Source organism: Pseudomonas sp. 58 R 12 (assembly GCF_900005865.1).
GTDB lineage: Bacteria > Pseudomonadota > Gammaproteobacteria > Pseudomonadales > Pseudomonadaceae > Aquipseudomonas > Aquipseudomonas tritici.
Genome location: NZ_CVTP01000008.1, coordinates 66,672 through 86,189 on the forward strand (window position 1 = coordinate 66,672; position 19,518 = coordinate 86,189).

At 56.3% G+C, this 19,518-nt stretch carries 20 protein-coding genes and 1 pseudogene; 10 read left to right on the forward strand and 11 right to left on the reverse strand.

All coding sequences use genetic code 11. The features are described from left to right. Positions 1 to 19 precede the first annotated feature (19 nt). Entirely contained in the window at positions 20 to 913 is an 894-nt protein-coding gene (locus BFP95_RS03750; RefSeq protein ID WP_065873176.1) for a DMT family transporter, read from the forward strand. Between the two features lie 488 nt (positions 914 to 1,401). Here BFP95_RS03750 and BFP95_RS03755 read toward each other — a convergent pair whose 3' ends face one another. The 3 genes from BFP95_RS03755 to BFP95_RS29910 all read right to left on the reverse strand — a co-directional run bounded on the left by BFP95_RS03755 (position 1,402) and on the right by BFP95_RS29910 (position 4,490). Continuing rightward, on the reverse strand, positions 1,402 to 2,055 hold the full coding sequence (locus BFP95_RS03755; RefSeq protein WP_127927330.1) for a hypothetical protein: 654 nt from the start codon (positions 2,053 to 2,055) through the stop codon (positions 1,402 to 1,404). Between the two features lie 136 nt (positions 2,056 to 2,191). Next, entirely contained in the window at positions 2,192 to 2,539 is a 348-nt protein-coding gene (locus BFP95_RS03760) for a chorismate mutase (RefSeq protein ID WP_065873174.1), read from the reverse strand. A gap of 88 nt (positions 2,540 to 2,627) precedes the next feature. After that, a complete protein-coding gene (locus BFP95_RS29910) occupies positions 2,628 to 4,490 on the reverse strand; it encodes an NAD(P)-binding domain-containing protein (RefSeq protein WP_256534127.1) in 1,863 nt (620 codons plus the stop codon). Positions 4,491 to 4,609: 119 nt separating this feature from the next. On the opposite strand from BFP95_RS29910, the gene BFP95_RS03775 reads away from it, so the two are divergent. Continuing rightward, positions 4,610 to 5,470 carry a LysR family transcriptional regulator gene (locus BFP95_RS03775; protein WP_065873173.1) on the forward strand — a complete coding sequence of 287 codons (861 nt, stop codon included), beginning with the start codon at positions 4,610 to 4,612 and terminating at the stop codon, positions 5,468 to 5,470. A gap of 1 nt (position 5,471) precedes the next feature. Here BFP95_RS03775 and BFP95_RS03780 read toward each other — a convergent pair whose 3' ends face one another. After that, positions 5,472 to 6,929 carry an MFS transporter gene (locus tag BFP95_RS03780; protein ID WP_065873172.1) on the reverse strand — a complete coding sequence of 486 codons (1,458 nt, stop codon included), beginning with the start codon at positions 6,927 to 6,929 and terminating at the stop codon, positions 5,472 to 5,474. A gap of 222 nt (positions 6,930 to 7,151) precedes the next feature. On the opposite strand from BFP95_RS03780, the gene BFP95_RS03785 reads away from it, so the two are divergent. Together BFP95_RS03785 and BFP95_RS03790 are read left to right on the forward strand one after the other, a co-directional pair. After that, positions 7,152 to 7,910, forward strand: a complete 759-nt coding sequence (locus BFP95_RS03785; RefSeq protein WP_065909537.1) for an SDR family oxidoreductase — start codon at positions 7,152 to 7,154, stop codon at positions 7,908 to 7,910. Between the two features lie 79 nt (positions 7,911 to 7,989). After that, positions 7,990 to 8,496, forward strand: a complete 507-nt coding sequence (locus tag BFP95_RS03790) for a nuclear transport factor 2 family protein (RefSeq protein ID WP_083207141.1) — start codon at positions 7,990 to 7,992, stop codon at positions 8,494 to 8,496. 60 nt (positions 8,497 to 8,556) lie between these two features. On the opposite strand, the gene BFP95_RS03795 is transcribed toward BFP95_RS03790, so the two are convergent. Together BFP95_RS03795 and BFP95_RS03800 are read right to left on the reverse strand one after the other, a co-directional pair. After that, entirely contained in the window at positions 8,557 to 9,951 is a 1,395-nt protein-coding gene (locus BFP95_RS03795; protein WP_065873171.1) for a heavy metal sensor histidine kinase, read from the reverse strand. Further along, a complete protein-coding gene (locus BFP95_RS03800) occupies positions 9,924 to 10,619 on the reverse strand; it encodes a heavy metal response regulator transcription factor (RefSeq protein ID WP_056859943.1) in 696 nt (231 codons plus the stop codon). Before BFP95_RS03800 ends, BFP95_RS03795 begins: the two co-directional genes overlap by 28 nt. 215 nt (positions 10,620 to 10,834) lie before the next feature. Between BFP95_RS03800 and BFP95_RS03805 the strand changes: the two genes are divergently transcribed. From BFP95_RS03805 to BFP95_RS03820, 4 genes are all read left to right on the forward strand, one after another. Beyond that, positions 10,835 to 11,446 carry a hypothetical protein gene (locus BFP95_RS03805; RefSeq protein WP_056859944.1) on the forward strand — a complete coding sequence of 204 codons (612 nt, stop codon included), beginning with the start codon at positions 10,835 to 10,837 and terminating at the stop codon, positions 11,444 to 11,446. 71 nt (positions 11,447 to 11,517) lie between these two features. Next, a complete protein-coding gene (locus BFP95_RS03810; protein ID WP_065873170.1) occupies positions 11,518 to 12,141 on the forward strand; it encodes a cytochrome b/b6 domain-containing protein in 624 nt (207 codons plus the stop codon). Beyond that, positions 12,134 to 12,904, forward strand: a complete 771-nt coding sequence (locus tag BFP95_RS03815) for a molybdopterin-dependent oxidoreductase (RefSeq protein WP_056859946.1) — start codon at positions 12,134 to 12,136, stop codon at positions 12,902 to 12,904. Before BFP95_RS03810 ends, BFP95_RS03815 begins: the two co-directional genes overlap by 8 nt. 951 nt (positions 12,905 to 13,855) lie before the next feature. Then, on the forward strand, positions 13,856 to 14,248 hold the full coding sequence (locus tag BFP95_RS03820; RefSeq protein ID WP_056860328.1) for a RidA family protein: 393 nt from the start codon (positions 13,856 to 13,858) through the stop codon (positions 14,246 to 14,248). Positions 14,249 to 14,402: 154 nt separating this feature from the next. Here the strand turns inward: BFP95_RS03820 and BFP95_RS03825 are convergent, their stop codons facing one another. The 4 genes from BFP95_RS03825 to BFP95_RS03840 all read right to left on the reverse strand — a co-directional run bounded on the left by BFP95_RS03825 (position 14,403) and on the right by BFP95_RS03840 (position 17,530). Beyond that, a complete protein-coding gene (locus BFP95_RS03825) occupies positions 14,403 to 15,344 on the reverse strand; it encodes an AraC family transcriptional regulator (RefSeq protein WP_065873168.1) in 942 nt (313 codons plus the stop codon). A 26-nt stretch (positions 15,345 to 15,370) separates the two neighbouring features. After that, the gene (locus tag BFP95_RS03830; protein ID WP_065873167.1) at positions 15,371 to 16,204 is read right to left on the reverse strand and encodes an oxidoreductase; all 834 of its coding nucleotides are present in this window, start codon (positions 16,202 to 16,204) and stop codon (positions 15,371 to 15,373) included. 676 nt (positions 16,205 to 16,880) lie between these two features. After that, positions 16,881 to 17,237, reverse strand: coding sequence for a type II toxin-antitoxin system RelE/ParE family toxin (locus tag BFP95_RS03835; RefSeq protein WP_065873166.1), 357 nt, complete (start codon positions 17,235 to 17,237; stop codon positions 16,881 to 16,883). A 2-nt stretch (positions 17,238 to 17,239) separates the two neighbouring features. Then, positions 17,240 to 17,530, reverse strand: coding sequence for a type II toxin-antitoxin system ParD family antitoxin (locus BFP95_RS03840; RefSeq protein ID WP_057010991.1), 291 nt, complete (start codon positions 17,528 to 17,530; stop codon positions 17,240 to 17,242). A 302-nt stretch (positions 17,531 to 17,832) separates the two neighbouring features. Here BFP95_RS03840 and BFP95_RS03845 point away from each other — a divergent pair, with 302 nt between their 5' ends. Continuing rightward, positions 17,833 to 18,816, forward strand: a complete 984-nt coding sequence (locus BFP95_RS03845) for a 5'-nucleotidase (protein WP_065873165.1) — start codon at positions 17,833 to 17,835, stop codon at positions 18,814 to 18,816. Between the two features lie 146 nt (positions 18,817 to 18,962). Continuing rightward, positions 18,963 to 19,121: pseudogene (locus BFP95_RS29345) on the forward strand (hypothetical protein); the annotation flags it as partial. A gap of 9 nt (positions 19,122 to 19,130) precedes the next feature. Here the strand turns inward: BFP95_RS29345 and BFP95_RS03850 are convergent. Beyond that, entirely contained in the window at positions 19,131 to 19,448 is a 318-nt protein-coding gene (locus tag BFP95_RS03850) for a hypothetical protein (RefSeq protein ID WP_065873164.1), read from the reverse strand. Positions 19,449 to 19,518: the final 70 nt, after the last annotated feature.

Sequence of the window (19,518 nt, forward strand, 5' to 3'; positions counted from 1 at the left end):
AGCAGGGAAGCAGTGAGTGATGAAGTCGAAAACCCGTGGGACGCTGGAAATGATTTCGGCCATGGTGATCTCCGGCACGGTGGGCTGGTTCGTCATCATGTCGGGACAGAGTCCTGAGGCGGTGGTGTTCTGGCGGTGCCTTTTTGGCGCAATGGCGATGCTGATCGCGTGCCTGATGCTCGGTGTGCTGCGCCGTTGCCGCATCAACGCTCGGCAGTTCTTGCTGGTATGCCTGGGCGGTGTGGCGCTGATTCTGAACTGGGTGCTGCTATTCAGTGCCTACAAACATTCCACTATCGCCATTGCAACGGTGGTCTACCACGTTCAGCCGTTCATGCTGGTTGGTCTGGGTGTGCTGTTCTTCGCGGAACGCCTCAACCTCGCCAAGGTCGGCTGGCTGCTGCTGGCCTTCGCCGGTCTGATGCTGATCGTGTCCGCCAAAGGCAATGGACAGGCCGCAGGCGCCGACTACCTGCTGGGCGTTTGCCTGGCCTTGGCTTCAGCCTTTTTCTACGCTGTCGCGGCGGCGATCACCAAGCGCCTCAAGGACTTGCCCGCGCACCTGATCGTGCTGATCCAGATGGTGGTAGGCGTGCTGGCCCTGGCACCGTTCGTCGACTTCACCAGAGTCACTATGATCGAGGGTGCCTGGGCTTACCTGATCATTATCGGCGTGGTCCATACCGGTCTGATGTCGACCCTTTTGTACAGCGCCATCCAGAAAATCCCCACGACGCTGGTCGGCGCACTGTCATTCATCTATCCGATCGTGGCCATCCTGGTTGACTGGGTTGCCTTCGCGCATCCGCTTGGAGGCCTGCAGGTGATCGGGGCGGGCGCCATTCTGCTGGCGGCTGCGGGCATGAACTTCGGTTGGTCGCTGGGCTGCGCGCCGCGCCAGGAAATGACGTAGAGCCTGTCGCGATGTCGCCGTCGCCTATGACATCACCGCTGCCGGCAGCGGCTTCATGTAGGCTGCGTTCGTTGACCCGATGCGCAGGCACCTGCTTGATGACGCTGAGCAGTTCTTGTTTGTTTTGAGGGACTGCCATGAGTCACCCGCACCTTTTAAAGAACCAATTATGAAAGGTCTTTATATAATCTAGTGGAGTTCTGTTACAGGCTGTCCGGATCACCAAAAAACATTTTGACTAGGCTCTAGGAAGGCGTTTTCAGGTCGATAATGCTGTTATTTGCCCCCCCTTTTGCCCCCAATCGCATTGAGTGTGCGAGTGATCTTGAATGGTGACCTGCGACTGACTCCAGTATGGCAGTACCTGGTATTCGGTGCGCCTTCGCGTTCTTTTGGCACGCAAGCTAAAGCGGCGCTCCCGAGCAACGCAATCAGCGTGAGCGAGGATCTTTATTTGATCCGAAACACACTGGTTTTATGCTTGCCTCTCATTCAGCCCTGATTGTTTCGTGAAATATTTCTGCATAAAGCCGAGCGACGGTCGGTGTGAGGTTGTGTACTGAAGGAATCAGAAAATTTGAGTTGGGGGCGAGTCGTTTTGCGTAGATGACTTCGTAAACCCTGCGAACGATTCCTGGCTCTGTTTCCTCTTGGTCGAAGCCAGGCATTATTCCTACGGCTTTGTAACCCGCATGCTCCAATGCTTGTTGCATATACGGAGCGCTGGTTGTCGCCATACCATAGATCAAGCCCGCTCCCATGAACCTTCCCATTTTTTCTCCGAGGTCTTGGGCAGCTACGGCCAGTTTGGTTTGTCTATGATGTTTGGCTACCGCGCCCACTCGCCCGAAGATGACATCAGCGCCGTCAATTTTTTCCCACGTTGCTATCGCGACGATTTCATGATTTCGGCGGACCACTATAGCGAACATCGCCCGCTCCAGATCGTCTTCGAGCACCACGTTGTCTTCATAAAATTGCTGGTTCAGAAAAGGGCTCCCTAACCCCACCGTAATGGAGGGAAACCACGTCTGGAAAAAAATTATCGCTACATCGATCTCCTCGCGTTTCAGGTAATCCCATGTGTAGCCAGAGGGTAAAACAGTGAAACTGCGAATCTGATCGATCATTGGCCATTTCATGCGGTTCTGCTCGTCTTGATAGTCTAATTGCCTTTCAGGAATCGGTCGGAGAAAGGGGCTTATTCAGTCGCTTCTCTATCGAGTTGTCTGCGATCTATCAGCAATTCCCGGGCGTCTAGTGAGGGGAGGCGGCGGGTTAGACGGCGGTGTTTTCAGGTTTGAGGACAGCGCCCTCGCAGAGTCCTGGGTTATGCCTGGTCGCAAATTGTCTGTGGCGGTCGACCACTTCACCGATGACAAACTGCATCAGCTTCTGGACGAAGGCCGTATCGAGGTTGGCCTCCTGGGCGAGGGCTGTCAGACGTTCGTATTGATGCTGCTCTCTCTTCTTGTCCACCGCTGGCAATTGATGTCGGGCTTTAAGCAAGCCGACCTCATCAGTACAGCGGAACCGTTCAGCAAGCATGTGGATGAGCGCGGCGTCGATATTGTCGATGGTTTGTCTGAATGCCGAGAGTTGACGCGTGATGTCGGAATTGTCCATGGATAACCTCGTGGCAGTTGTTCTAAGGGGCTTGTCTGTACCCTTCCTTGGTCCTTCCATGATTGGACGGAGAACCTGAGCAGGCGCTTTACGCGGGATCGGGCATGTTCAACGATTCCTCCAGCCACTGCATGACTACCTTGAAAGCCGAGTCTGAATTGCGTTCATAGATCAATCCGTGGCCGTTGCCGTGAATACCCAGTGCCGGTAGATCCAGGTGGTGAATGTTGGCACCGGCATTTCGCAGGAAAGGGACAATGCTGGATGCGTAAGAAGCAAACGCTGATGTCTCACCTGTCATCAGCGCTACCGGAACGCCCTGCAATCCGGGAATTTTCAGGGTTGATGGTTCTGCTGCGCGGACTTGCTCCGCCGTCTCGCGAGGCGGATCAAAGGTCAAAGGGGCGGCGGTCAGTCCCCATTCGAGGCTGCCTATACCCGGCGTATGGCCAAATACCGGCCCCATAGGCTCCACTGCCACAATCCCTGCGATCAGGTCGGGTCGACGATCGGCGACCAACCAGCCACTGGGCCCGGAAGCGGAATGCGTAACGATGATGGCCTTACCGATTCTGTCGAGCAGTTCGGCCAGTCGGTCCGCGTCCAGGGTCTGCGAGGCCGCAAGGTCAGCCGGCATGGGGCCGTAAGCTGCAATGAAGGCGTCAAACGCTGCTTCGTCATCCGACTCAAACGGCCACTGCGTTTCTCCACCTCCCTCTGGAAAGTAAACTTCGCGGGCGCGTTCATAGGAGAACGCTGGCCCCATCGGTCCCATGATGTCGGGGTGATACGGCGATCGCCCGTGGCCGGGTCTGTCGACGCGAAAGACTACGAAGCCCGCTTCGAGGAACCGCTGCGCCCATCCCGGGCGACCATCGGGTGTATCCAGCCATTCGGTGCCCTGCAGCGTGCCGCCGTGCACCAGCACCACGGGATAGGCTTGAGTGATGTGCTCAGGGGATTCCCAGGCTACGTACATCGGACCCTTCTGGAAATTTTTACCGTTCTGGGTAACACGGGCGCCGGTCACCCAGAAGTTGCCACGCCGCGTACGTTTTATCGGTGCGCTTCGCCAGGGTTGCTGGGCATGAACGGCTGATTGGGTAAGTGTCTGTGTAGCGAAGACCGACCAGTCCTTGTGCCCGTCTCCCCGGGCTACTGCCGACGTCATTTTCGATCGCACTGCATCCGCAGCAGGCAGTTCCAGGTCCTTGAGACGGCCCGCATCAATAGCCAGATTTATATCCTTGAGGCCAAGAGACAGTTTGAAACCCGGTTCAAAGCTGTTGTTGGCGATGTTCTGCCCATACCGTTGATAACTGGGGCAGGCGAACAGGGTCTGGGTCATGAGGTTGACGAAAATCGAAGGGGTCAGTCCGTGGCGTTGAACGAGTCCGCTTGCTTCGCCCAGCGACTGGATGGCTTGAGTGATCATCATGTTGCCGGCGATTTTCGCGATACACGCGTGTTCAGGCTGATCGCCCAGATACCAGGTTTTTTTCCCGAGCAGGTCAAACAGCGGTTGAACCGTCGAGACAGCTAGCTGCGATCCGGCCGCCAGGATGTTCAACTCGCCGCTCGCGGCCACGGCGGGCACGCCGAAAACCGGTGCCGCGACCAATGCCATGCCGATTGCATCATGCATGCCCTGCAACTCGACCATGAGTGAAGGCGACAAAGTCGACATCACGACATGCACGCAGGCCTTGTCTGCATTTTCCAGAGCAGCGCTGGACAGCAGCACTTCCCTGACGGCGGCATCATCGGCCAGCAGGCTGATGACGACCTCTTGCTGAAAGGCCGAGGACGGGGATTCGAGAACGCTTACTCCTTCGAGATCCATAATCGCAGCGTGACTACGGTTCCATGCCGATACGTGATGGCCGGCCCGGATGAGCAACGGAATGATCGCTCTGGTCATGCTTCCCACACCGATAAAGCCAATCTTCATTTGCAGTCCCTCGGTTGGTGTTTCGACGAAGGTGTATGCAGAGAAGTATGTCGAGCCTGGGATTGCTACGGCACTGCCATTACTGCACTCTCACTGTTCATTTTTGTACGGGGTAGAGTATGGACTGGAGTGATGTGCGGATCTTTCTCGCGATTGCCCGCAGTGGGTCATTGGGCGCTGCCGCCAAGCTGTTGGGTGTTAGCCATCCGACCGTGGGGCGGCGCTTGCAGGTGCTTGAGCAGTCCAGTGGCCAGCCCATTTTCCTGCGTACCACCCAAGGTTTGGTACTGACCGACAGCGGAGAGAAGCTGCTCAGCCTAGCGCAGGAAATGGAGCAGAGTGCGTTGGCCATCGAAAGGCGCCTGGCGGGCGACAGCGCCCAGCCAGAAGGTGTGTTGCGCATTTCTTGCGCTGACTGGTTTGCCTGTTATGTGCTGGCCCCCGTCCTCAGTGAACTGGGGCGACGTTACCCTCTGATTGTGCCTGAGGTTATCGCCGGGCATCGATTGTTTGACCTGGCTCGTCGCGACGCCGATATCGCGTTTCGAATCGTCCCTTTCACCGAACCCGATATTGTTCACCGCAAGCTGATCTCCCTGAGCTATGGGTTATACACGGCCGTCGGATCTGCTGATCCCGAGCCACAGGGCGAGGGGGTTGGTTTGATTACCATGAGTGTTGCCCAGTCTCATTATCCCGATGTGCAGTGGCTGCAGCAGCGTTACCCTCTGGCGCGTACCGTGTTCACCAGTAGCAGCCGCACAGTCCAGGCGCAAATGTGCACGCAGGGGCAGGGCGTTGCCGTATTGCCCCGCGCCTTGGGTGACCAATTAACGGCGCTGCGGTTGATTGATCCGCACGAGCCGCCACCGGGTCGCGACATATGGATGGGCTACCACCAGGACATGCGCCAGATGGACAGCCTTCGTGCTCTTGCCGATCTTGCTTCCATCATGATCGGCAATCAGGCATGCGGTTGACTCACTCTGCTGGGTGCATGGCCGCCGTTTGCGGATCAGTAGCAGGTTGGCGCGTCAGGGTAAGGCTCAATCCCGCGCCTACCGCCAGGCATGCTGCGATGCAGAGTATGGAGACGGTGAAAGCGTGGGTGATGGCAGCCGCGTCCGTATCCGTGCCTAGAAGGGTGTAGAAAATGCCGCCTATTATTGCCACGCTCAGTGACGTGCTGATTTGCAGGGTGGAGCTGGTAATGCCTGCAATCATGCCGGAGTATGCGGGTGCCACACGTCCTGTGATCATGCGCATCAATGTCGGAAGGGCTAATCCTTGTCCGAAACCGATCAGAAACAGAATGACGGCAAGGGGCAGCGCAGCGGGGCTGGCGGACATCGGCGTGTGCGCCACGAGCCAGGCCAAGAGCACAAATCCCAACACTTCAAGCCCCATTCCGACGGGATTGACGTATGCCCCCAGAAAACGCCTGAACTGAGGGGTGGAAAGCGGTCCCAGCAAAAATCCCGCGCCGAAAGGAAGGAAGACGAGGCCTGCATTGAGTGGGCTCGTGTGCAGCGCTCCCTGTAGATAAATGGAAAGCAGCAGGAAAAACACGCCGATCGCGTAAAAGGTGAGGGCGACGAGCAGTGCCCGGGCAAGACCGGGCGCGCGCAGTGCGGCAGGATTCAGCAACGGAGCACCTTGCGCTTGATGCAGGCGGGCTTCGTAGCGCCAGAACAGCCAGGCCAGCAGCGGCACCGCTGCAAGCGACAGCCAGGCCCACAAAGGCCAACCCGATTCACGCCCCTCGATCAGAGGAATGATCAGAGCCGCAAGCGTCACCATCGACAATAGCGTTCCGCCCAGATCCAGCTTGCTTGTCTGTGGTGCGTGGGTTTCCTTGACCACTGGAATGGCGACAAGGATGACCAGTAACGAAATCGGTAAATTCACCAGAAATATCGCCCGCCAGCCCAGGTTCATCAGGTTGAGCGATATCAATATTCCGCCAAGTGCCTGGCCGACTACCGAAGCCAGACCAAAGACCGCGCCATACAGGCTCAGTGCCAAGGGCTTTTCGGAGTCGGGGAATATCGCCTGCACTGATGCGAGTGCCTGAGGTGCCATGATGGCTGCCGTCACGCCTTGCAGCGAACGTCCGGCGATCAACACCCAGGGTGACTCGGCTACACCGCAGATCAGTGAGGCAACGGCAAAGCCAACCAGACCAACGAAGAACATTCTCATGCGGCCATAGATGTCACCCAGCCGTCCACCGGTAATCAGTGTCACGGCATAAAGCGCCGCATACGAGGAGATGATCAACTGTTCGGCGGAGGAGGCCGTGCCTAGCGATTGCTGAATTGAAGGCAGCGCTACGTTGACGATGAAAAAATCCAGCGGCGGTAAAAATGCACCGACCAACAAGATGGTGAACATCAACCAACGCCGCGGTTCCGGGGGGGCGACTTTTGTCTTAGGCATAAGGTCTCCTTCCTGGAACCCTTCGGTTCCAGAATATTCTCGATTGCAGGTCATGCTCTGAATCAGCTGACTCCAATCTAAACGATCAAACCTTCCCTTACGCCTCACATAAATGAACGGCCAATGTTCATTTATGGCAGTGCCGCTCAGCCCCTGACTCCTCTCAAAATGGCCGCACTGTGGTTCCAGTCGAGCCACATAATCGAGACTGAGGAGTCAGATATGTCAGGCAAATTCGCTAATCAGGTTGCAGTCGTCACCGGGGCATCCACAGGGATCGGGTTTGCAATTGCGCAAGGTTTGATTGCCGAGGGAGCCAAGCGTGTTTACATCACGGGTCGTTCTGCAGCCACGCTAGAGGCGGCGGTGGCGAAGCTAGGCGACAGAGTCGTAGCGGTCATTTCCGATGTCGCCAGCCAGGCTGATCTCGATAAACTCAAAGCTACAATTGAGGCGCGCGACGATCAGCTGGACTCAGTGTTTGCCAACGCGGGTATTTGCGAAAAGAACCCGCTGGGCGAGACCACCGAGGCGGCTTATTTCAACATGTTCGACATTAACGTGAAGGGGGTTTTTTTTACCGTTCAAACGTTGATGCCATTGTTGAAAAACGGTGCGTCGATCGTGTTGACGGCCTCTATCTGTTCCAGCAATGGGATGGAAGGACTGAGCCTCTACAACGCATCCAAGGCCGCAGTACGGTCCTTCGCCAGGACTTGGGCCAACGAACTCAAAGGTCGCAAGATTCGAGCGAATGTCCTGAGCCCTGGCTTCACCCGCAGGCCTCTGATGGATAACGGCTTGAAGATGAGCGAGAGCGACATTGCCGCGCTGCGCCAACACGTCGAGCAGATCACTCCGCTGGGGTATATGGCCCAACCTGAAGAAATCGCCTCGTCGGCGCTGTTCCTTGCATCTGCCGATGCGAAATATGTCAACGGTGTGGAGCTGATGGTCGACGGCGGCCTGTCGCAGATCTGAACACGTGCTCAACCGTAGCGCAGCCCTCGCGGAGGGCTGCCTTCGTCGCTTATGCGAAGCCTCAGCAGGAAACCCCATCATGAACATGGAACAACTGACCGCCCGACTGGACGCCCTGGAAAGTCGCGCCGCCATCGAGTCGCTGATAAACGCCTACGCCAATGCCTTCGACCGCATCGACGCCTCGCTCCTGAGCGGTATCTGGCACGAAGAATCAGCACTGGATCTACCGGGTTTTGGCCAAGCCGGAAACCGTGACGAAATCCTCGCGATGGCGCAAAACAGCTGGCGCCAGATGCCACATATGCATCACTGGATGGCCAACCCGCTGATCGATATTAAGGGTGACAGCGCGGTGGGTACGGTGGCTGCGGATTGCCTGTTTCACGACATTGAAAAAGGCCCGGTGCAAGTCAGCGGGCTGTACCACGACAGGTTTGAACGTCGGGACGGAAGATGGGCGTTCTTGTCACGTCGTTTTGAACTGCACTTTCTTACACCTTTGAAGGACTGGGTACCCGTTGCTGGCGAAGAAAAGTATGCGCCGGTCGAGCACCAGAGCCTGGGCAAGCCCTCAGACAGTTGACCTGCGCGCATGAGTTTCAGTTGGGGGCAGCGAACGACAAGCACTGTCCGCCGACGTCGTTCAAGCTCCAGGGAATGACAGCGAAAAACAGATAACCCCGGGCTTTGGCTGTTCGACACGCACGTGACCTTCATGCAGTTGCATGATTGCCACGACGATGGCGAGGCCAAGGCCGTAGGAGTCAGAGTTCTGGTGGCGAGACGCATCGCCGCGGTAAAAGCGGTCGAAGAGTTTGCCCACGGTTTCGTCACTCAGCACAGGCCCTTGGTTCTCCACTTCAATGCGGGCTCCGCCGGGGGTTTCCATCACCCGGATCTGAATCTCGGTGCCCTCGTAGGCATAGCGAACGGCGTTTGCCACCAGGTTGCTCAAGGCTCTGCGCAGCAGCAAAGGGTCAGCGAGCACGTTTCCATCGCCTGTTATCTGTACGGTCATTCGCCGCTCTTCAGCCAAGCCTTCAAAATAGTCGGCAATGCGCTGCGATTCGTCATGCAGCGATAGTTGCTGGCGCTCCACCAGTGCGTGCGCTTCATCGGCGCGCGCAAGGAACAGAATGCTTTCGACGATGCGCGAGATCCGTTCGAGCTCTTCAAGGTTCGAAGCGATCAGTGCCTGATAGTCATCCTCGCTGCGGCGCTGGCGAAGGGCGACCTGGCAATGCCCCATCAGCGACCCCACCGGCGTGCGGATTTCATGGGCAAGGTCAGCGGAAAATTGCGTCAATCGTTGATAACCCCGGGCAAGACGATCGAGCATCGCGTTATAGGCGTCACTCAGCTGTTGCAGTTCAACCGGCGTATCGGAGCTGTCCATACGGCTGTGCAGACGCTCGGGTGTTATCGCTGCCGCATGCGCGGCCATCTTGCGTAACGGACGCAGCCCTCGACGCAGTACCAGGTAACCCAGCAACGCGGTGGCCAGAAACGCAAGGGCAACGGCCAGGTAGATACGTTCGCGATACGCCGCGAGCATAGCCATTTCCTTGCCCATGAGGTGCGCGGCGGTCAGGCGCACTTCACGTCCCCCCGACGTCGTGACGACGGAGGCGGCGCGCAGCATTGTTCCCGAGTCGGTCACGCCGCTACGCAGGTCACTGACGCTCAGCTTTGTATCCTGGCCGATCACGGGCAGTTCAGGCAACGTGACGTTCAGTGGATTTACCTGGATTACCGGTTGCTGTCCGGGCTCTTCAATGATGAAGATGTCGTCTTCGCTGTCGAGCATGTTCTTGAAAATCTGCGGGCTGTCGCGCAGCTTTTCGATGGCGAGTTCGTAGTGCAGCAGCTTGCGAAAATGTTCCAGGCGGCCCATGACCGCATGATCGCTGTACACCAATACCGAGGCTTTCATCGTCTGATACAGATAAACGCCTGCACCGGCCACGGCCAGCATCGCTACCATGGAAAACGCCACGGTCGATCGCAGGGTCAGAGAGGGTTGGCGTCGGGACCGCATGGCCTCACCTCGCAGACATAGCCGATACCGCGAATGGTATGGATCAGCTTGATAGGGTAGGGCTGATCGACCTTGCTGCGCAGGCGCTTGACCGCTACGTCCACCACGTTGGTATCGCTGTCAAAATTCATGTCCCAGACTTCCGAAGCGATCTGTGTCCTGGACAGCACATCGCCTGCCCGGCGCAGAAACAGATGCAGCAGGGCGAACTCCTTGTTGGTCAGCACGATCACCTGCTGCTGGCGTGTAACGCGGCGCCGGACCAGATCCAGCTCGAGGTCGGCGAGGTGGAAATGGTCGGCTTCGCGCACGACACCGCGACGCAAGATGGTGCGGATGCGTAACAGCAGTTCAGTAAACGAAAAAGGTTTGACCAAGTAGTCATCGGCGCCCAGTTCCAGGCCGCGAATGCGGTCCTGCAACTGGTCGCGCGCGGTCAGGAACAGCACGGGGACGTCTTGTCTGGCGCGCAAAAGCTCGATGATCTGAAACCCGTCAATCCCGGGCAACATCACGTCCAGCACGATCAGATCGTAGGTCGTATGCAAGGCCATGTGCAGGCCGTCGGCGCCGTGCTGGGTCCAGTCGACGTTGTAACCGGACTCGCCGAGCCCCTTTTTGAGGTACTCACCTGTTTTGGTGTCATCTTCGATCAGCAGGATATGCATCGTGAGGCGCGCTCGGGTCTCTTCATGACAGGATTCAGCCCGCGACATCGGTATCTCGGCTGTGCAGTGTAACGGGATGAGCGGGCGCAGTCGGTTACATTTCTGTCATTCATGGGCAGGGCTGACGAATGACAAAAATGTCATTCGGCGGTCATCGTGACGTCCCGGTCTGCGGTCGAGGATGGCGGCACATCACCCCATGAGGAATCGTCACCATGCAACTAAAAAACGCCTTGTCTACCACATTCGGTTTGTTGATGCTCAGTGCTGCCGTCATTGCTACCGCGGCTGACATGCCGGTGATCAAACCGCTGCGTGGCACGGTGGAAAGCGTCAGCAACAATACGCTGACATTCACTGTCCGCTCCGGCGCCCAGCAGACTATCGGACTGACTGACAAGACCGGTATCAACCGGGTATCGAAGGCCAATATCGAATCGATCAAATCCGACAGCTTCATTGGCTCGGCGGCCATCCCGCAGGCCAACGGAACATTGAAGGCGCTGGAGGTGACGGTTTTTGACGCCAGCCTGAAGGGCAGCGGCGAAGGTCATTATGGCTGGCAGAACGCGGATGGCAGCACAGGCACCATGACCAACGGTACCGTGGGGAAACTGTCCAAAGCTGACGGCCGCACATTGACCGTCAACTACAAGGGTGGCGAGAAACAAATCGTCGTACCGGACGATGTGCCAATTGCCTACGTCGAGCCAGGCAAAGCCGATGAACTGGTCAAAGGTACGAAAATTGTCGTGTTCCCCGCCGCAGATGGAACCACCGCGCGCGGCATTGCAGTTGGCAAGGATGGCTTCCAGCCACCGATGTAATCACCTGAAAAGGCAGGGGCGCTGCCGCTTGGCAACGCTCCGCTACATGGCTGGTTTCGAGGGGGAAACACGTGAGACAGAAAAAGCTTCATCCCTGGCCGGTTCGCCTCACCCACTGGCTCAACGCCGCCTGCATGGTCTGCATGTTCATGAGCGGTTGGGCCATTTACAACGCCTCGCCACTGTTCGGCTTCAGGTTTCCAGTGTCGGTAACCGTGGGCGGGTGGTTGGGTGGGGCGCTGGCCTGGCACTTTGCATTCATGTGGCTGCTGCTGATCAACGGCGCAATCTATGCGCTGTATGGCGTCGTCAGTCGCCATTTCAAACGTGAGTTGCTGCCCATTGGGCTTGTCGCATTGAAGCGTGATTTTACGGACGCTTTGCGCTTCCGGCTCGTGCATGAAAAGGGTGTCTATAACGCTGTGCAGCGCCTGATGTACTGGATGGTGCTGGCAGCAGGCGCACTCGTCGTCATTTCGGGTGTGGCGATCTGGAAACCCATTCAACTTCAAGAGCTGGTCGCGCTACTGGGCGGCTATGACGTCGCTCGCTACGTACATTTTGCGGCGATGGCGGTAATTGCTGCATTCGTCGTGATTCATCTTGGGTTGGTAATGCTGGTACCCAAAACCCTGCTGCCAATGATTTCAGGTGGGGTGCGGTCGCTTGATATCAGGAGAAATGGCCATGACTGAATCCAGAAAAGGAACTGTTCAGCGCGTCAGGCTTGAACCTGCGCAACAGCTTGAGTTGGAGAATATCCAGCGCCGGCATTTCCTTCGTGCCGGCTTGACCGTGGGTGCGATGTCGATGCTGACCGGCTGCAACCTGCAGGACGGCGATCAGGTTGACAAGGTCCTTTGGGCCATGTCGCGCTGGAACGATAGGGTCCAGGCATGGCTGTTCAGCGGACAGAAACTGGCGCCGACCTTCACCCGCGCGCAGATCACTACGCCATTTCCGTTCAACGCATTCTATGGCCAGGACGATATCCCTGAAGTGGACCTCGCCAGTTACTCGCTCGCCGTCTCCGGTCGGGTCAGGGACAAGGCTCCATGGACACTCGAAAGCTTGCGCAAACTGCCGCAACGTAGCGATATCACCCGTTTGATCTGTGTTGAAGGTTGGAGCGCCATAGGACAATGGGGAGGTGTACCGCTCAAAACCTTTCTGGAACACATCGGTGCCGATACCACAGCGAAATTCGTCGGTTTCAAATGTGCTGATCGCTATTACTCCAGTCTGGACATGCCGACGGCCTTGCACCCACAGACACTGCTGGCGCTGGATTACGCTGATGTCGCGTTGCCGCCCGAGTACGGCTATCCGCTGCGGGTTCGAGTACCCACCAAATTGGGCTTCAAAAACCCCAAGCATGTTGTCGAGATTTTCGTGAGCAACGACAACCCGGGCGGGTATTGGGAAGACCAGGGATACAACTGGTTCAGCGGGATCTGATAGCGCAAAAACTGAACAGCCACGCCAGGAATGCTGGCGAGACTCATGACACCAGACCTGATATGAGGCGTCCCCATGACCTATATATCTGCGGTACCACCAGCTTCATCAGTGTTACCGACTTCAGAAAACAAGAAGCGGGCAACGACCCATAGTGCAGATTTCCAATCCCAATTGCAGGCTCAGTCCAGATCACCTGTGCAGGAGCCGGATACAACCCGCGCTCATCTGTTATCGGAATCGACCACAAACCTGTCATGCCGGCCGGAGATGCGAGCGCTGCTTCAATTGTTGCCATGGCGAAGGAACGCCGACGGTTCTTTCAGCAGACCGGGCCGATCAGTGCCAGGTACGCGAGCCAGTGGCTTGGATATTGCGGACTTCAACTTCCCTGATCGAAACATTCTGGATAGCAGTGAGATTATCAAACACACCTGCGGAAATGAGGAGGGTAGACGGCCCTACTCAAAGTCCTTTGATGAGCGAATCGTGTGTACTTTCAATGGCGAGGAAAGCGAATTCTCTTCTGATGTGATCTGCAAAGAGGGATTGAATGCGTTCGCTACCGCAGTGGCTCTTTCCCCGATAACCCTCACCTGGTTACCGATTGAGATTGTTAGAGCACCGCTACGGTCGCCTGGCGTACGGATTTTTCGCCGTCGCAAGTCCTCTTCAGTCGAGAGCCACCTTCTCGACAAGTCAATTTCAGAGTAAGGGCGTTAAACGGGCGGATCTCGATAGCTCTTTCGCCGCGGGGCTAGTATTTCTATCGAGAAAGCAGCTACGCCAATGCGCGTCTTTATTTATTAGTGGTCTGTCGTTCGCTTACTGGCCGGGGTTTCTAGAGTGGCGAATGCGGTTTTATGAGGCTGAGTCCCAGTGACCCGATTGGACGCCGTTCTGGCACGTGAGTTAGCTTTCGTATCCGTTTATATTTTGGGCTCCACAACCATGACTGATCGTCAGATCATTGTTCCAGATGGCATGAGATTGCTCTGCGAGCATGCTGGTTATGCACCAGCTGTAAAGGTAGGAAAGACTCTTTACTGCGCTGGTCAGGTAGGCCGGACGCCGGAATTATCAGTTATCGAAGACCCAGAGCAGCAGTTTTTGGCAGCTTGGGACAATCTCCGGCTCGTCTTGGAAGCCGGCGGGTGCGAATTTGAAGATGTCGTCGAAATGACAACTTATCACGTCGATATGCACCGCCACATGCCAATTTTTAGACGAGTGAAGGATAAAGTCTTTCCTCGGAGTACTTGTGCATGGACGTGCATAGGTGTCGGTGAACTGGCTCGCCCCGGCCTTCTCGTGGAGATCAAATGTATCGCCGTAGAACGATAACTTTTCTGATAGGCACCTGAATATACAAATCCTGGATGGGTGTTTATCTATGCGGCAGCAGATGTGACACTTCACTCGCCCGTTGTGTCGGCAGGCACGCCATCCGCACGTTCCCACGCCTACTGGCGACGGGCAAGACAGGATTGTTTGAAGCTCAGTGTGATGACACGAAGGGCGACGGGGTTGTCGGTGCCGGCAACGCATAAGCCTGCTTCATCCGCGCCACCTCCGCTATTGGCGTGCGTCCGAAGAGGCGCTTGAAATCGCGGCTAAATTGCGAAGCACTTTCATAACCCACCAGAAATGCCGACTTGGCCGCTGTCAGGTCGTTACGCAGCATCAGTAATCGCGCTTGATGCAACCGCGTCGACTTGAGGTACTGCATAGGCGAGGAATCGGTCACCTTGCGAAAATGCAGATGAAAGTTAGGCACGCTCATCTGCGCTTCCTGGGCGAGGATTTCTACATCCAGATGCTCGTGGTAACAGCGGTGGATTTTGTGAATGGCGCGCGTCACCTTGCCGAACTGACCCTGCTGGGCGATAGCCGCGCGTAGGGTACCGCCTTGTTCGCCAGTGAGGATGCGGTAGTAGAGTTCGCGCAACATTGCTGGTCCGAGGATTTGCGCGTCGGCGCAGTCGCCCATGACTTCCAGAAAACGCAGGGTCGACTGGCGCAGCGGTTCGTCCATGGGCGAGGCGTACATACCCATAGGCTGAGCCACGCGGATGTTCCATACCTCATCTACCTGCTGAATCAGCTCGCCGGCCAGATTGAAATCCAGACGTATGTACACCGCCAGCATTGGCTCCGCCTCGCTAGCGTCGGTCTCCATTGTAAAAGGCACTGGCACTGACACCACCAGATAATGCTGGGCGTCATAGATGTAAACTTCATCACCCAGATAGCCGCGTTTCTGCCCCTGACAGAGGATGACAATGCCCGGTTCATATAAAACCGGCGTGCGCGTCAGCGGCCGGTTGGAACGCAGAAAACGCACATCATCCAGCGGACTCAGGTTGTAACCCTCCAGCGGTGCAAGCTGGTCCATCAACTGCACCATACGCGCAGTGCTCAGGTTCTTGGGTTTCGGCATCGATTGCCCGTTCTCCACTGTTATGCTCAGCCATCCGTGGAACAGCTAAGCGCTTCCCATTGCTCAATACTCTCCGCCGTCCGGTGCAGCTTGTCACGCACCAGAGCCAGGGCGTCACTGCCCAGCAGCAGTTGAGCCGGCGGGTTAGGGCTGTTGATAATAGTCATCATGGCGCGTGCGGCTTTCTGCGGGTCGCCCAGTTGAAGGCCGCTTTTTTCCTCACGGGCTTTTCGCACCGGGTCGAAGGTCGCATCGTAGTCACTGATGCTGCGCGGCGTACGCTGCATCGAACGACCTGCCCAGTCCGTTCGGAAAGACCCCGGCGCCACGGCCGTTACAAAAATATTGAAGGGTGCAAGTTCCTTGTTCAACGTATCAGAGATGCCCTCCAGGGCAAATTTGCTACCGCAGTAGTAAGCAATACCTGGCATGGTGATATAACCACCCATGGACGTGATATTGAGGATATGCCCCGCCCGTCGCTGGCGAAAAAAGGGCACAAACGCCTTGGTCATCGCCACCGCGCCGAATACATTGACGTCGAACTGACGGCGCATTTCCTCCAACGACGACTCCTCGAAAACCCCTTCGTGGCCATAACCCGCGTTGTTAACCAGCACATCCACTGGGCCATACTGATCCTCAACAGCGACGACGACGGCGTCGATGGCATTAAAGTGGGTAACGTCCAGCACCACGCCATGGGCTCTCTCAGGCAAGAGCGTTTGGAACGTTGCCAGAGAGGATTCGCTGCGAACAGTGCCGATCACTCGATGGCCCTGAGCGAGAGCTTCCTTAGCCAGGGCCTGGCCAAAGCCGCTACTAACGCCCGTGATAAAAATGGTTTTTTCTGCACGCATGGGGCGCACTCCTGAATATATAAGGTCAGGCTATGCTAGGGCGGAGAGTGGTTGGGAACTGTGCCTGATTCGATTTTAGTATTGCCTGATTCTATCGGAGTGCTCGGTGAGCAACTTGAAATCTGCTGGCAAAAAACGAGGCCAAAGGAAGAAAAACGACGGGCTTATTTACCTGCTCTAATGTCTGCTTCGTGTCGCAAGTCGTTTTTCGGTAACGCTGATGTGCATGCGGTCTGGCCGAAGGTGTCGCACCTGCGCTCCAAGGTTTTCGCATTTGCAGTAAAGGCTGCGCGCGCAGTTAATCGCCGAACAGATCGAACATCAGGTGCCTGAACCATTTATTGACGGGGCGCGGTTGTATTTGCTGGGCCAGAATAAATTGATGGCGATTTCGGTGAGGCAACGGGACTGGCGGGCTTGCAAATGAATGGATCTCCATGCCCATGAAAAGCCAGAAATGCTCAGCTAAACAGCCTGCCAGACGAAGCCTAAAGGCTCTCAGGGGCGCCAAAAAACATTTTGACTAGGCTCTGGGACAATGTTTTCAGGTCGATAACACTTTTGTTTGCCCCCACTTTTGCCCCCATTCATACCGAGTGTGCGAGTGATCGCAAATGGCGATCTCCGACGGACTTCGCTATTCCCGGCCAGTTAAGCCGTTGGGCCAGGTCGCTGATCAGTCGTTAGGCAAGTGCAACTGCACTTCCATGGCGTCATGAAGGAGTCTGACGACCTCGATCACGTCGTCGTTTGTCACACGATAGAACACTATATGGCGTGGGCTTTTGACCGTTCCATGGGTGTGTTTGGCCTGCTGGCGTGAATAAATGAGGTGATAGCTGCGAAGGCCCGGTGCAAGTTCATCGCGGTCGTGGCTGCCAATGCGATAAGGCGTGTCGGCAAGCGCTTGCAGCGCCGCGAGGATCAGCGCCTGGTAGCGCTGGCGTGCTTGATCGCCGAACTGCGTCTGGGAGAGCCTGAGGATGTCAACAATGTCGGCACGGGCCGGGTTGGAGATCCGATACTGCGGCATACTCAGTGTTTCTCTCTCGCAGGGAGGGTTGCCTCCAGGCTCAAGCTCTCGAGGTAGTGCTCCAGATCACCCTCGTTCACCTGAGTAAAGCGCCCGTGCTCAAGATCCATGATACCGATCGAGGTCGCCTGACGCAGTGCCTCAATTTTGGCGGTGTCTTCGGCGACGCGCTGCTCCAATAAACGTAAACCTTCTCGCATCACTTCGCTGGCATTCTGATAACGGCCGGACTGCACCAAGTCATGGATAACCTGGTCCTGGTGAGGGGTGAGCACAACGTTTCGCGTCGCCATAACTAGCTCCAGTTCTATGCAGACAGGTACTTTTGATGTTGGCATATTATGCCAATTTCGCTCAGGAGAATAGCTTGGGGCCGAAATCCGGCGATCAGGTGACGGCTGACTCGGCGCCAATCAGCAAGGTTCAAAGTCATCCTCACATAATGAAAGCAACCGGCAGATTGATTTGAAGATTGATATGCCTGACTGTGCGTGGGAGGAGGCGCGCGATGTGTGCTTCTCGATCCGCCCTGAAATCGATCGGCATGTTCGATGCCCATCAATATTTGCGTTTAGAGGCATCAAGAGAGGTTCCAATGCCCTACGAGTTAGAAAATCGCCTAGTGATCGGCGTCGCTTCCAGCGCTGTGTTTGATTTGCTGGCATCGGACGCAGTGTTTCAGAGTCAGGGGGAGGAGGAATACCGCAAGTTTCAGCAAAACAATCTGCACGTCCCGCTTCCTAAGGGGATAGCGTTCCCCTTCATCAAGCGTTTACTGTCAGTGAATGACCTGAGCGTCGATCCTACGGATCCGCTCGTAGAGGTGATACTTCTTTCGCGCAATGATCCCGACACTGGGCTGCGCGTACTGAAGACTATCGAGCACTACGGGCTTGGAATGACAAGGGCGATTTTCATGCAGGGAAAATCTCCTTATGAATATATACCAGCACTGAATATCGCTTTATTTTTGTCGGGTGACAAAAAAGACGTGGAAGCGGCTATCAGGGCCGGGTACCCGGCTGGCCAGGTTCTCGATTCAAAATTTGAAGACGACGAAACTGATAAAACCCTACGCATCGCATTCGACTTTGACGGCGTGCTCGCTGGCGATGAGTCCGAAACAATCATGCAGGCCTCTGGATTGTCTGAATTCCATGCGCACGAAGTGAAGAATGTCATGCAGCCCCATAACCCTGGGCCGCTGAAGGAATTCATGGTGCGGATATCCAAAATCCAGTCGGTCGAGGAGAAGCACAAAAAGCTCAATCCTGAATACGAAAACCGCATACGCGTCTCGATCGTCACAGCCCGCAATGCTCCGTCTCATGAGCGTGCGATGAATACACTCAAGAGTTGGGGTGTCATGGCCAATGACGCATTCTTCCTAGGCGGCATCGAGAAAGGAAAAATTTTAGGTGTATTGAAACCACACATCTTTTTCGATGACCAATCAGGGCACCTTAAATCGACTAGCGCAGTTGCTCCATCCGTGCACATTCCTTTCGGCATCACCAACCATGTCGCTACTGTGGATGCGCTAGAGCCTGAAGCGGATCAGGTCCAGCAGGTGATGTAACACGATGGCTTGAGCGCGTAGTACCACAGGAATTCGTATCGGTTCTGTGCTTGAACTGGCCTAATGATCCCGGACACCTCTTAAGGGCGATATGATTCGCCCAATCAGGAGGTTCCATGCAAGAGCGATAGACCTACACCCGCGAGTTCAAGCAACGTGCTGCAAGCATGGTTCTTGATAGCTGCTCAGTTCCCGACGTCTGTGCATCTATGGACGTTGGGCCTACGGCTCTGCGCCGCTGGATTGGTCAGGTCCAATCGTTGTGTAGATACCTATGCCGATCAATGGGCCGATCAATGGGTTAAAACACGTGGCTACCAGCCACCGGGAAACCATTGCCGGGCGAGCTGCACCGTTACGCGCAAGGTGTGCTGGCTTTGTTCGCACGCAAGCGCCTGTTCTTCAGGCGACGCCGGTTTGCTCCACTTTGGCTGGGTTGCCAAGCGCTGTGCATAGCTAGCTTTAAACGCAGGGCTGGCCTCGCCAGTCAGCCGCATCGCTTTAGCATAGTCCGCCTCGAGATCTTCGGGCAGCGAACCACAGGCCAGTTTGGCTTGCTGATAGCGCACGGCGTACATGAAGCCATCGGTGGGGGCTTCGTCGTAGGTGTAGCGGGAGAGTTCTGCGGCCATGGCAGTACCGGTGAGGAATAGGGCGATGAGGAGGGGGCGTCCGTGCATGGGCGGGGAAAGTCTCGGGTGG

Bases quoted from the DNA above. Each gene is read 5' to 3' on its own strand.
- BFP95_RS03805 (WP_056859944.1), top strand. From the start codon at position 10,835: ATGCAACTAAAAAACGCCTTGTCTACCACATTCGGTTTGTTGATGCTC.
- BFP95_RS03790 (WP_083207141.1), top strand. From the start codon at position 7,990: ATGAACATGGAACAACTGACCGCCCGACTGGACGCCCTGGAAAGTCGC.
- BFP95_RS03825 (WP_065873168.1), bottom strand. From the start codon at position 15,344: ATGCCGAAACCCAAGAACCTGAGCACTGCGCGTATGGTGCAGTTGATG.
- BFP95_RS03815 (WP_056859946.1), top strand. From the start codon at position 12,134: ATGACTGAATCCAGAAAAGGAACTGTTCAGCGCGTCAGGCTTGAACCT.
- BFP95_RS03760 (WP_065873174.1), bottom strand. From the start codon at position 2,539: ATGGACAATTCCGACATCACGCGTCAACTCTCGGCATTCAGACAAACC.
- BFP95_RS03780 (WP_065873172.1), bottom strand. From the start codon at position 6,929: ATGCCTAAGACAAAAGTCGCCCCCCCGGAACCGCGGCGTTGGTTGATG.
- BFP95_RS03835 (WP_065873166.1), bottom strand. From the start codon at position 17,237: ATGCCGCAGTATCGGATCTCCAACCCGGCCCGTGCCGACATTGTTGAC.
- BFP95_RS03785 (WP_065909537.1), top strand. From the start codon at position 7,152: ATGTCAGGCAAATTCGCTAATCAGGTTGCAGTCGTCACCGGGGCATCC.
- BFP95_RS03795 (WP_065873171.1), bottom strand. From the start codon at position 9,951: ATGCGGTCCCGACGCCAACCCTCTCTGACCCTGCGATCGACCGTGGCG.
- BFP95_RS03830 (WP_065873167.1), bottom strand. From the start codon at position 16,204: ATGCGTGCAGAAAAAACCATTTTTATCACGGGCGTTAGTAGCGGCTTT.
- BFP95_RS03845 (WP_065873165.1), top strand. From the start codon at position 17,833: ATGCCCTACGAGTTAGAAAATCGCCTAGTGATCGGCGTCGCTTCCAGC.
- BFP95_RS03820 (WP_056860328.1), top strand. From the start codon at position 13,856: ATGACTGATCGTCAGATCATTGTTCCAGATGGCATGAGATTGCTCTGC.
- BFP95_RS03850 (WP_065873164.1), bottom strand. From the start codon at position 19,448: ATGGCCGCAGAACTCTCCCGCTACACCTACGACGAAGCCCCCACCGAT.
- BFP95_RS03755 (WP_127927330.1), bottom strand. From the start codon at position 2,055: ATGAAATGGCCAATGATCGATCAGATTCGCAGTTTCACTGTTTTACCC.
- BFP95_RS03750 (WP_065873176.1), top strand. From the start codon at position 20: ATGAAGTCGAAAACCCGTGGGACGCTGGAAATGATTTCGGCCATGGTG.
- BFP95_RS03775 (WP_065873173.1), top strand. From the start codon at position 4,610: ATGGACTGGAGTGATGTGCGGATCTTTCTCGCGATTGCCCGCAGTGGG.
- BFP95_RS03840 (WP_057010991.1), bottom strand. From the start codon at position 17,530: ATGGCGACGCGAAACGTTGTGCTCACCCCTCACCAGGACCAGGTTATC.
- BFP95_RS03800 (WP_056859943.1), bottom strand. From the start codon at position 10,619: ATGCATATCCTGCTGATCGAAGATGACACCAAAACAGGTGAGTACCTC.
- BFP95_RS29910 (WP_256534127.1), bottom strand. From the start codon at position 4,490: ATGAAGATTGGCTTTATCGGTGTGGGAAGCATGACCAGAGCGATCATT.